Origin of the sequence: Thermosipho sp. 1074, from assembly GCF_001999655.1 — a bacterium.
In the GTDB taxonomy this organism is placed as follows: domain Bacteria; phylum Thermotogota; class Thermotogae; order Thermotogales; family Fervidobacteriaceae; genus Thermosipho; species Thermosipho affectus.
The window spans coordinates 125,348-137,948 of sequence record NZ_LBEX01000015.1; the positions used below are offsets into that span (position 1 = coordinate 125,348).

Here is a 12,601-nt window from a genome sequence, read left to right on the forward strand (position 1 = left end):
ATATGAAATAGGGTTATTTGTTATTTTCTATATTGTAGCATATTAAATGAGCTTATATAGATAGTGTATTGATAAAGGAAGGGATATAGAGTGAAACGAAACAAAATGCTTGATTTTGTTATAACGAACCTGGAAAAATTAAATGAAAATGAACCAGTATTGGGAAAGGACGAGTATTTTAAGTCAGAAAAGTTAGAATATCCAGAAGTATATGCAATGATCTTATTGAGTTATTATTATCTTTTTAAGAAAGAAAAAGATAATAAGTGGAAGAAAAAAGCTGAAAAATTTATAGATAGATTAATTTCATTGTCTATAAAAAAAGATAATACAATTTGTTGGGGATTACCATATGATTGGGGAGTAACTGAAAAAAATGATGGATTTTTAATTACGACGGTATTTTCTTTACGAGCTTTAGCAAAGTGGAATAGTGAGTTTTCGTATAAATATTTAGATGTTATAGAGAAAGCGATAAATTGGATTTTTGGATTACTTTATTACGATGAAAATATCAAAGAAAATGCCTTTTATTATTCTCCAAGGTTAAAAGAAAATATTTATATTGCTACTTCCCTTGCTTGTGGTATATTGTTAGAATCTGGGCAATATCTTTGGAAAAGGCAAAAAGAAAATTTAATCAGTGTTGTAATGGGATTAATAAAAGTACAAAATAAAAAAGGATTTTGGAAGTATTCAGTAAATAATCCTACAGTTGATTTATTACACCAATCATATACATGCGAAGGATTGCTTTTATCGGCATCGCGGTTGAAAAGAGATTTGAAAGAAAAAGTTTTTAAATCAGCGATTAAAGGTGTGGAATTTATGGATAAATACATGTTTAATTCTTATATTGAAACATATTTTTTCAGGTTATTCGATAATGTAGAATTTAATGTAAAATTAAAACATCTTTTGTTTAGAATTTTTTTCAAGAAAAAATTTAGATTATCAAGGGCTTGGAGTTTTGGTGCATTCCTTCGAGTTCATACTTTACTTGAGGCTTTTGGTATCACTATTCCGATAAAGTTAGAAGAAATATTGAAAACAATTGAGAGTCAACTGTTTCAAAATGGGGACTTTAGATATAATAAACTGGATGATAGTGTATATATTAGGCAGCAAGCACATGTTTGGTATTCACTGGTTAATTATTTATATTTTAGAGATATGGAGGAGAATATGTGTCTGTAAAAAAATCTAGTTCTATTTTGTTTATTTCGAAAGTTATAAAAACCGTATTTGATATAGCTTCAATAATGCTTTTATCTCGATTGTTGTTGGTATCGGATTATGGAATATACAAGCAAGTTTCGATTTCCAGTCAATTAATTATTAGTATTATGACTTTAGGAGTTTCAAATTCAGCTTTGTATTATTTGTCTGATAAAAGAAAGAAAGAGTATTTGGTGAATTTATATTTTATGTTATTTTCTTTTTCCATTTTAGTGGTAATAATTTCTCCGTTTTTGGCAATGTTGTTTGACATGAATTTTAAAGTGGACTTTTTTAGGAAAAATATTTTTATTGTAGCTTTGATTTATTCGTTAGGGATTTTCTCTTCAGCATCTGAAAATATATTGGTTGCTTTAAACAAAATAAAAAGTTTGGTAATTTACACCATTGCGCCTACTGTTTATTGGTTTGTTGGATTGTTATTTTTATTGTTTTACGGCAAGTATACAATATACATGATTTTTGTGCTTTTTATTTTTAGGTATGTTTTAAATATTGTTTTATTGATACTCCCAACTTGGGGAGAAATAAAGTTTGAATATACAAATTTAAAAAGAATTAAAGATATTCTGATTTTTGGTATTCCTATAGGTTTTTCAACAATTTTAGGGATGTTAAATAAGAATGTTGATAAGTTGGTGGTTGGTTATTTTGTCGATAACGTAAATTTCGCTATTTTTTCAAATGGAGCATACGAGATTCCTTTTTCATCCCTTTTAACTTCCTCACTTTTTACTGTTTTGATACCTGAATTAAAGAGATTAAATGACTTAAAAAATATTTCAAGCATAAAAACATTGTGGAATCGTGCGGGAAACGTAATGATTCCAATAATGGTTTCTCTTGCTAGCTCATTAATATTTTTTGCTAAACCTTTTGTGTTGTTTATTTTTTCGGAAAAGTATTTAGCATCTGTTCCATATTTTAGAATTTATCAAACTATACTATATTTTAGAATATACGTATATGGATCCATTTTTGTTGCAACTAAAAATAGTAGGATATTTTTATTTAATGCCATTTATTCGTTGATTTTTAACATTGCAATGGACATATTTTTAATTATGAAAATTGGCCCAATTGGTGCTGTTATTGCAACTGTTTTAACAACGGTATTTTTAGTTATTTTACAGTTAATTAATATAAAAAATATATTAAAAATAAAGTTTTCAGAAACGTTTCCTTGGTTTAATTGGATTAAGTCGATAATTGTATCTTTGATGATAAGCGGTAGTTTATATGTACTTTATGATATTACTTCTAGTGGGGTTTTTGTAGGATTATTATTTATGTTTTTTTCGTTTGTACTTTCGTTTTTTATTTTGTCGTATATGGTAAATAATGAAGTTTTGAATTACATAGTATATGTTTTAAAAAAACTGACAAGTAAATAAGAGGTGAAAATAGTGAAGATTTTTATTATAGGATATACTCATGTAAAAGATGATAAAAGAGTTTTTAAAACAGTTGAATTATTATCAAGAAAACACGAAGTTATTTATCAGTATCTTTCAACTAATAAAGAGAAAAGTTATAGAAAGAACAATATAACTTATATTCCTTTGAAAATTTCAAATACACTTGGGCGGAGAACAAGGTTTGGAAATATCAAGAATTTAGTTAAATTTGATAAAAAAATAATAAACCTTATAAAAAATGTAGAGTATGATATATTATATCTTCACTATTTTTTAGTTATGTTTCCTTTAAAGGCTTTTAAAATAGCAAAAAGGAAGGGTAAGACAGTAGTATATGATGTACATGAATATCATCCAGAAAATCACCTTAAAAATTTCAAAGGGATAAAAAAAACTTTAAAAGAGAATTTTATGTGGTATATTTTGAGAAAACAATTTTTTTTGTCTGATAAATTGATTTTTGTATCTAAAGAAATGCAATTGGACATGTTTAAAAAAACAGATGTTAAAAAACCCTATTTGATAGTACCAAACTATGCTAATATTTTGTTAAAATCAAAAAAAGCAAAAGAGATAGCATTTGTTGGTAAAACACCAAGAAACATTAGATTTGAAAAAGAGATAATAAAGAAACTATTTTCGTTCGGTTTTAGTTTTAAAATTATAGGTATGGATTCAGAATATTTTAAAGATATTCCACATGAGTATACGTCGTTTTTACCTTATGAAAAGATGATGAAAGAATTATCAATGGCTTCATTTTCTTTAATTTCATACAAATCGTTTGGGAGTGAAACAAAGAATTATCAGTATTCTTTTCCTCACAAATTTTTTGACTCTATAGCGGCGAATACACCAGTTATCGTAAATGAGAGGTTTATATCAATGTCTAAGGAAGTAGAAAAACATGGTTTAGGAGTAATAATAAATCCGGAAAATGTGGAAAAGTCCGTGGATAAAATAGTTAATGCATATGAAAATTATGAGGTTATTTTGAAAAATATAGAAAAGTATAAAAAGTTATATGTTTGGGATAAAGAAAAAGAGGAAAATTTTGTTAATTTTGTTACTAAATAAAATGGAGGGTTGATATGGAGTTAATATTTATAGCTCTTGACATTAGAGATGATGCTTCAGCAATTGGACCTTCTATGAAGATAAGGCAACAATGTGAAGCTTTCGAAAATAATGGTTTTAATGTTCATGAGTTAATAGTGAAAAATAATTCTTTGTATATCAGAAATAAGGGAGAAATGAAAAAAATATATGAATTTGGTTATAGAGATGTTTTGAAAAGGGAAGAAAATATTATCTTAAGAAAGTTAAAGTTTGTTCGTAGGTTGAACTATATTTTTAATGTTTTAATAAAATATATGGAAAGTGAAAAAATTGAATTTGCATACGTTAGAAATCTTCTTCCTTGGAATTATTTTTCGGTAAAGTTTATAAAGCAATTAAAAAAATTAACAAAATTTGTTATTTTAGATGTCCCTACATATCCTTACAAAAAAGAACTTTCAAAGATTAATTTGATAATTGATAATATATTTAATAGATTTGTTGGAAAAAATATAAATTTAGTTGTAACTACAGCCGATATTGAGAAAATATATGGAGTGAGAGCAATTAGAATAACAAATGGAATAGATGTCAAAAAATATAAATTGAAAAAGAACATAAAAAAAGATGGCGAGTTTCATTTAATAGGTGTGGCAAATGTTTCATTATGGCATGGATATGATAGGGTAATAAACGGTCTTTATGAATATTACAAAAATGATCCGAAAATAAAAGTTATCTTTCATGTTGTAGGAGAAGGAAAAGAACTTAATAATTTAAAAAAATTAACAGAAGAAAAAAAGTTAAATTCATACGTTATATTTCATGGATTTAAAACAGGGGATGAATTAGATAATTTGTATGATATTAGTGATGTAGCAGTAGGTTCGTTGGGATTACATAGAATAGGACTTTTAAAATCCAGTGTTTTGAAGGTAAGAGAGTATTGTGCAAGGGGGATACCTTTTATCATTTCGTCATATGATGAAGACTTTGATAAAGAATTTGAATTTATGTTAAAATTTCCATCCGACGAAACCCCAATAGAGATAGAAGAAATATTAAAGTTTTATGAAAGGATTAAAAGTAAAAACTATAGCCTGTTTATGAGAAAATATGCTGAAGAACATTTAAGTTGGAATAATAAAATGGGAAAATTATTAAAAGAAATAAAATAGTTAAACAAACTCTTGAAGAAATTTATATTTTTCTTCAAGATTTTTTTCAAGAATATAATGTTTTAAGTATAGTTCTTTTGATTTTTTCTTCATTTTGTTAATTTTATTTTGGTTTAAATTTAAGAATGTTTCAATAGCAATACTTAAAGATTCTGGTGTTAAATTCTTAACTAAGATGGCGTTGTAGTTATCTACAGCTATTTCACTTACCCCTCCAACATCTGTGGCTATTATAGGAAGAGATGCAGCACAAGCTTCCATTAGTGCAACCGGTAATCCTTCACTTCTGCTTGGAAGTATAAAACAATCAGCATTTAAAAGCTCTCGTGGTATTTTGTTCCTAGTTAACCATGGGTTTAACTCGACAAACTTTTCTAGTTTGTATTTTTTTATAGATTTTAAATATTTTCTATAATGTTTTCCCTTACCAAATATTTTAAAACGCACATTTTTAATATTCTTTTTGTATACGAGGTTATATATTGCTTTGAGTAATATATCAATTCCCTTTACTGGTGTATAGCCAGAAATTGACAAAAATTGTTTTATATTTGAGTTTTTCTTTGTTTTTTTTTGATTTTCCAATTTATTATAAAAATTAATACTAACTCCTAATCTAAAAACTTTAACTTTTTCTGGAATTAGGGAGTATTTTTTTATCAGAAACTTCCTGTTTTTTTCTGAAACGGTAAGTATAAATTTTGCTTTTTCCAATATTTTTTTTTGTGGAGGATAGATGTAGATATCGGAACCATGTCCTTGGCAAATGAAGTTATTTCCATTTAGTATGTTGATATAGTACGCTATTATTGTGGCTCTAGAAAGCCAATATGAAAAAATTAATTCTGATTTTTCTAATTTAACATTTCTCAATATACTTAATGCCATAAAATAGGAATATAGATTTCTTAGAAATTCTTTTGGATTCTTGTCAAAAACGTATTTTAAGCTTTTAAGATATTTTTGTCGAGATTTATTTTTGGGAAATAAAAATTCCAAAATTCCTTGGGAAATGTTAAGATAAATTACATTTTGGATATGGTTTTTAGTTTTTGAAAAACTCAAAATTTTTATATTGTCGAAGTTTTTTAGTGCAAATTCCATTTCCTGAGAATTGAATGTTTCGTATTTTTCTGGATATGAATTGGTTAATATGTATATTTTTTTCATATTATCCTCCCGTTAAAAACTTTTCAAATCTATTTGCCAATACATCCCAGTCTCTGTATTTTTTTATATATTCAATGTTTTGTTTACCGAAAGCTTTTAAGTTGTAGTTTTCAAAGTTTTTTAATGCGCTCTTGAATGATTCGCAATTGTCAAAAAATATTGCTCCTCCTGATTGCTTTAAAAATAAATTCTCTTGGTTAATGCTCAAAATTGGTTTTCCACTTGCCATATAGTCCAGTAATTTGTTAGAACTATACGCAGGGTATTTTATATTGTCAAACGATTTTAATGAAAAAAGTAGAATGTCGCTTTTGGTTTTTAATAGATAGGGGATACATTTTTTCGGAATAGGTTCAAAGAAATGAATATTTTTTTCTTTGCCAGCTAATTTTATCAGTTTTGATTTTTCTGAACCGCTACCGACAAAGATAAAGGAGAATTTTTTCTTTATATCTTTTTCGAGTTTTTTTATACATTTGATGACAAATTCAAGATTATTTGAAGGGCCATGTGAACCAGTGTATACAATTTTTATGGTATGCTCTTTGATATTTGAAAATAACTTATCAACTTCTTTACACTTTTTAGGATTTTCAAATAAGTAAACCGAAGTCCCATTTGGGATTATTTCAATGGGTATTTTTTTGTTTATTTTTAAACTTCTAATATGTTCGTTGATAAAGGGAACAAGCGAGATTATTCCATCTGCTTTTTTGTAATATTTTTTTGCCATATATCTAAACAAAATTGATATAGGATGTTTTTTGGAAATAAGTCCTGATGAGATAAGATCATCTGGCCAAACATCTCGGATTTCAACAAAGAATTTTGCGTTAAATTTTTTTGATAAAACATATCCCAATTTCCAAGAAAAAGGGTGAGGAGATGATGCAATTATAACGTCATATTTTTCAGAAGATATCCTTTTTAATCCGTTTTGATAGTAGTCATATGAAGATAAGAATCTTTCTACACCATTTCCTTTATATTTTCTAGTTTTAATAACCTTAAACGAAACACCTTCTTTGGAAAAATCACCACCTTTTAATGTATACCAATCTTTCTTTAAAAGGTGTGAATAACTTCCAACAGCAATTGTTACATTGTGATTTTTTAATCGCTTTGCAAGTTCAAAATGTCTTGTTTCGGCGCCGCTAAATTCTGGTATACTTGCATAATGGTTTAATATTAGAATGTTCATTCTATCACATCCTCTTTAAAGCTCAAAAGCTTCAATTTTGTAGTTTTCCTTGATAGTTACAACATAAAATCTAAATTCTTTTTCAAATGCGGCATTTACAAAAACAGTATGGTCATTTTCAAATTTTCCAAAGGATTCATGAATATGCCCAAAGCAGTGAAGGATAGGTTTTTTCCATAAAACAAAATTTTTAATAGCAATACTTCCAAAGTTTTTCCCACGTGCATTATCTAGTATTCCATGTGGCGGAGCATGCGTTATAAAAATGAAAGGTTCTTCTGTATCAACCTCTCTTAAATCTTCCCATATGGTTTCTTCTGATACTTCTCTGTATGTTCCAAAACTTGTTGGAGGAACTTTGTCGTAAGCAAAAATATTTAATCCGTTTAATTTCATTTTTCCCCTTAGCATTCTTTCTCCATTGTAATCAAAAAGATCATCGTTTCCCAAAATAAAATATCCGTTGATTTCATTCATAAGGGGTAAAAATACATTTTCAAACCATTCTTTCTGGACTTTTTTTCTGTCTTCTCCGTAATTAACAATTTTGGGTGTTATGTCACCACAAACTATTGTTAAGTCAAAACATTTCCCGATTATCTTTAGTTTTTCTACGGCTAGATATGAGCCGTGTATATCTGCTGTGAGAAGTATATTCATAATATTCCCTCTTTTGTAATATATCTCTTTAAATGTATTTTCATTAACTTTGATTATCAAAAAGGATTTTTAAAATGTCTTTTCTTGAGTTTCCAGTACCATATATATCTTTTGGATAAATCGTTTTTGTTTCTTCAAATGTTTTTTCATACAAGTTATTTTCGTTTGCAAGTTTGTTCCAGCCAAGTTCTACTAACTCTCGCCAGCCTGTATCAGGCATTAAGACTATTGCTTGCTTTTTTGCAAAATAAGCTTCTTTCTGCAATCCTCCACTGTCGGTTATTATCTTCCATGAATTTTTTACTAGACCCATTAAATTTAGATAATCTAACGGTTGGATAATTGTTATATTTTCTAAATAATTTCCAAGACCAAACTCGACAATTCTTTTTTTTGTCCGCGGATGTATAGGAAAGATTATTTGTCTTTCTTTTGCTATTTTGTTTAAACTTTCAAGTATTTTTTTTAGTTTTTCTCTGTTATCAACATTAAAATCTCTGTGAAGTGTTAAAACAATGAATTCGCTTTCTTTTAGTTTCAGTTCGTTAAGTATTTCATCTTTAAATTTTGGTTCCATTATTTTGTACAAATCGTACATAATATCCCCAACAAAATGAACACCGTTTGTTATGTTTTCTTTTTTTAAGTTTTCAACTGCAAGTTTACTTGGACAAAATAAGTATTTCGATATTCTATCGGTCAATACTCTGTTGATTTCTTCAGGCATATCCTTTGGTTCTTGTCTTATACCTGCTTCAATATGTGCTATAGGTATTTTTAATTTTGCACCTACTATTGCTCCTGCAAGTGTAGTATTAGTATCTCCATAAACAAGGATAACGTCTGGTTTTTCATTGATAACCACTTTTTCAAATTCAATCATTATTTTTCCCGTCATTTCTCCATGATTTCCAGAACCTACATTTAAGTAATAATCTGGATTTTTAATATCTAATTCTTTAAAAAAAACATCTGACATATTAAAATCGTAATGTTGTCCAGAGTGAACTAATATTTCCTTTATTTTATACTTTTTCAATTCTTTGTGTATAATTGCTTCTTTTATAAACTGTGGTCTTGCTCCAACTAATGAGATTATTTTCATAGCAATTCTCCTTTCTACTGTGCTAGAAAAATTATATCATATCTTTATTTTTGGTTTAAAAAGAGGACATTGAGAAAAGAAAGGATACCAGAATATGAGTAAAGAAGTATGCAAAATCTTAAAGAGACGCAAATAAAAAATAAGCCTATGTACAGAGAAGATATGGAAAAGAAAAAGCATAAAAGTTTTAAACAACAAACGAGAATTTGAACTATCCTATTTTATAGTTTTATTTCTTCCTTGTTTTTTGGCCGTGTATAGCTTATTATCTGTTTCATTTAAAAGCTCTTTAATTGTGTTGTATTCGTTTATATTTCCCACACCTATACTTATTGTAAGCTTAATGTTTTCCGGAAATTCCGTATTTTCCACTTTTTTTCTCAATTTTTCTGCTATATTATAAGCGCCTTGTAAGTCTGTTTCTGGAAGAATTATTAAAAATTCCTCTCCTCCCCATCTAGATGGTATATCGGTTTTTCTTAATGTATTTTTGAATATATTTGCAAGTTTTTCTAAAACTTTGTCTCCAACAAGGTGACCATATGTATCGTTGATATTCTTGAATTTATCTATATCTATCAGCAGAATAGAAAAAGTTTTTCCATATTTTTGGAAATTATAGTATACTCTATTTAATTCTTCGTCTGTTTTATGTCTGTTATATAACCCTGTTAGTTTGTCTTTAATTGATAATTCTTTAAGTTTTTCGTTTAGCTGTGAAAGTTCTATATTTTTCTTGTAAAGTTCAGTTTGTGTTATCTTTTCAATTTCGTTTGCGATAATTCCTATTTCGTTATTTGGATAATCTGTTTTTTTTAGTTTTCTATTATTTGTTATATTAATAACGTTTTCTTTTAAAGAGATAAGTGGGTTGATAATCTTTTTTCTTGCAATAGAACTTATCCACATTCCCATGAATATAGATGTTATTATTACAAAAGAAAATGCAAAAAGAATTTTTAAGAAAATTTTTAGAAGAATTTCTCTTTTATCAACAGCAGTAATAACAGTCCAACCTACGGTTGGGAGATTTGTGTAATAGGCCATTTTATTTTGGTTTTTGAATTTATATTCGAAATTTCCAAATGCATATGAGAATTTTATGTCCTTATTTGTTAAATCATTAAACTTTTTAAAAAGAAGAGATTTTTTTGGATGGAAAATAATTATTCCATCTTTAATTATATAGCTATACAGACTTTTGAATTTTTCATCTTTTTTATTTATAAGTTGATTTATTTGGTCTAAGTTGGTATCTATTGATATTACTCCAGAGATCTTTTTGTTGTGATATAATGCTTTACTAATGGATATCAACCATTCACCTGTTTTTATCTCTTTATATGGTATTCCTTTTGAAGTATTTGGAGCGTTGATAACAGCTTCCACATACCAAGGCCTTATTCTTGGATCAAATCCTATAGGTGGAGTATAACCATTTATGATTAGGCTGCCATCTGAATAACCAGAATATATGTAATTTATATTCTTATCTTCTTCTTGTACTTTTTTGTATAAATATTGTACCTTTTTTTTAGATATATCGTCTTTTGGATATTTTATTTCATCGATTTCACTCAATGTATTTAATAAAATTAAAAATTTTTGAAAATAACCTTCGATGTAATTTGAAATTGCACTATTTTTTTGCATTATTATTCTCTTTGTATAGGAAAATTCCGAATCAAACAGAATGATAACAATGAATATTCCAAAAATTAATGTTATAATAATGCTTAAAATAACGGAAAAAAAGAAAAAGTCCCTTTTTATACTTTTCGACATTTTTATCCCCTTTATATAAATTTTTTCTAATTATATCATCCTTTAACAGAGCCTGCAAGTAAACCACGGATAAAATATTTTCCTAGTAATACGTATATGATTATGGTAGGAAGTGCCGTGATTATTGCACCAGCCATTTGCACATTCCATTCTACTACTTGACTTCCAGCTAAGTTAATTAATGCTACGGTAATAGGTTGCTTTGCGGGATTGCTTGTGACTGTTACTGCAAAGAGAAATTCATTCCATATACTGGTAAATTGCCAGATTATTACTACAACAAATGCTGGAATTGAAATAGGAAAAAGTACTTTTGAATAAGTTTTAAAAAATCCTGCACCATCCATGTATGCAGCTTCTACTAGTTCGTTTGGAACTTCGCTATAATAATTTCTAAATATTAATGTAGTAATGGGAATACCGTATACTATGTGGACTATTATAAGTCCTGTAATTGTTCCATAGAGATTGATTTTTTGCAAGAAACGAATTAGAGGAAATAACACGCTTTGATATGGAATAAACATTCCAAATAATATAAGTGCAAATACTATATTTGCCCCTTTAAATCTAACTTTTGAAAACACATATCCATTTATCGAACCGATAAACGCGGATATTATAGTTGCAGGTATAGTAAGATAGAAACTGTTTTTTAAATTAGGTAACAACTTTTGAAAAGCCTTTATTATTCCTCTTAATGACCAATGTCGCGGTAATTTCCACATATCGGAAATGCCTATTTCATTAAGTGGTTTAAATGTAGTGGCAAGTAGAACGTAAAGTGGTGTTATTATGTAAATTGCGATAATTACTAGGAAAAAATATGAGAAGAACTTTTTCATCTTTTTTCACCTCGCAAGTTTGTAGCAAGGTATGGAATAATAACCAGTGCTACAAATAAGAGCATTATTATTGCTATTGCAGAGCCCAATGCGTATCGGTTACTTCTAAACGTAAGTTCAAACATATAAATTGCAGGAACGTCTGTGACAAAATTAGGGCCACTTCCTGTCATGGCAAACACTAGATCAAATATTTTAAGGGATATATGTCCAAGAATAATAAAAGCACTGAGTGTAATTGGTGTTAAAAGAGGCATTTTAACTTTCCAGAAGATTTTCCACTCTGATGCACCATCTACCTTTGCAGCTTCTATAATATCGTTTGGAATACCTCTTAATCCCGCAAGGTACATGGCCATTGTATATCCAGAAAGTTGCCACATTGCAGCTATTATCACTGGAATTAACGCAACGTTAAATTTACCTATAGTTTGAGTGCTTGTATACCATCCCCACATTAATTTATCAAGTCCCAATTTGTGTAAGAGAAGGTTTAACCCTTGGGGATTTGATGGGATATTTCCAGGTGCAAAAATCCAACTCCAAACCGTTCCGGTAACAACAAATGAAATAGCCATTGGAAATAAAAATAGATTTTGGAACCATCTAGAACCTTTAAGCCCTTTATCTACCAGTATGGCCATGATTATACCAAGACTTATTGTACCAAAGAGAAAAAATATTGTAAAAAACAATGTATTCCATAAATCCGTTTGAAACCTGCTATCTTGAAATAGTCTTATGTAATTTCTAAGTCCTACAAATTTGTATTGACCTCTTAGTAGTGCGGAAAAACTATTCCAATTTGAAAAAGAAGTTCTAGCAGTCCAACTAATAAAACCATATACGAAAATCGCTATGGCGATAATAGAAGGCAAAATAACAAAAATGCCAATTAGTAAGTTTTTCTTTTTCACGACTTTCACCTCGAAAAAGCGGGG

The 12,601-nt window shown here is 28.2% G+C and carries 11 protein-coding genes; 4 read left to right on the forward strand and 7 right to left on the reverse strand.

What is annotated here, in order from left to right; all coding sequences use genetic code 11:
- The first annotated feature begins 90 nt into the window (after positions 1–90).
- From XO08_RS04805 to XO08_RS04820, 4 genes are read left to right on the forward strand one after another with little or no spacing between them, the layout of a single operon-like run.
- Positions 91–1,197, forward strand: a complete 1,107-nt coding sequence (locus XO08_RS04805) for a hypothetical protein (protein WP_075665898.1) — start codon at positions 91–93, stop codon at positions 1,195–1,197.
- On the forward strand, positions 1,188–2,633 hold the full coding sequence (locus XO08_RS04810; protein ID WP_075665899.1) for an oligosaccharide flippase family protein: 1,446 nt from the start codon (positions 1,188–1,190) through the stop codon (positions 2,631–2,633). The genes XO08_RS04805 and XO08_RS04810 overlap by 10 nt, the downstream gene beginning before the upstream one ends.
- A 12-nt stretch (positions 2,634–2,645) precedes the next feature.
- Entirely contained in the window at positions 2,646–3,734 is a 1,089-nt protein-coding gene (locus XO08_RS04815; RefSeq protein ID WP_075665900.1) for a glycosyltransferase, read from the forward strand.
- A gap of 14 nt (positions 3,735–3,748) precedes the next feature.
- Entirely contained in the window at positions 3,749–4,894 is a 1,146-nt protein-coding gene (locus XO08_RS04820) for a glycosyltransferase (protein ID WP_077287427.1), read from the forward strand.
- Here the strand turns inward: XO08_RS04820 and XO08_RS04825 are convergent, their stop codons facing one another.
- From XO08_RS04825 to XO08_RS04855, 7 genes are all read right to left on the reverse strand, one after another.
- Positions 4,895–6,064, reverse strand: a complete 1,170-nt coding sequence (locus tag XO08_RS04825; RefSeq protein WP_075665901.1) for a glycosyltransferase family 4 protein — start codon at positions 6,062–6,064, stop codon at positions 4,895–4,897.
- A 1-nt stretch (position 6,065) separates the two neighbouring features.
- On the reverse strand, positions 6,066–7,265 hold the full coding sequence (locus XO08_RS04830) for a glycosyltransferase family 4 protein (protein WP_075665902.1): 1,200 nt from the start codon (positions 7,263–7,265) through the stop codon (positions 6,066–6,068).
- Positions 7,266–7,280: 15 nt separating this feature from the next.
- The gene (locus tag XO08_RS04835) at positions 7,281–7,925 is read right to left on the reverse strand and encodes a metallophosphoesterase (RefSeq protein ID WP_075665903.1); all 645 of its coding nucleotides are present in this window, start codon (positions 7,923–7,925) and stop codon (positions 7,281–7,283) included.
- 43 nt (positions 7,926–7,968) lie between these two features.
- A complete protein-coding gene (gene wecB, locus XO08_RS04840) occupies positions 7,969–9,030 on the reverse strand; it encodes a non-hydrolyzing UDP-N-acetylglucosamine 2-epimerase (protein ID WP_075665904.1) in 1,062 nt (353 codons plus the stop codon).
- A 216-nt stretch (positions 9,031–9,246) separates the two neighbouring features.
- Complete coding sequence (locus XO08_RS04845; RefSeq protein ID WP_077287429.1) at positions 9,247–10,815, reverse strand: sensor domain-containing diguanylate cyclase; 1,569 nt, start codon at positions 10,813–10,815, stop codon at positions 9,247–9,249.
- Positions 10,816–10,850: 35 nt separating this feature from the next.
- Entirely contained in the window at positions 10,851–11,660 is an 810-nt protein-coding gene (locus tag XO08_RS04850; protein ID WP_077287431.1) for a carbohydrate ABC transporter permease, read from the reverse strand.
- Positions 11,657–12,577: a carbohydrate ABC transporter permease gene (locus XO08_RS04855; protein ID WP_077287433.1), complete on the reverse strand. Its 921-nt coding sequence runs from the start codon at positions 12,575–12,577 to the stop codon at positions 11,657–11,659. Before XO08_RS04855 ends, XO08_RS04850 begins: the two co-directional genes overlap by 4 nt.
- Between the last annotated feature and the right edge of the window lie 24 nt (positions 12,578–12,601).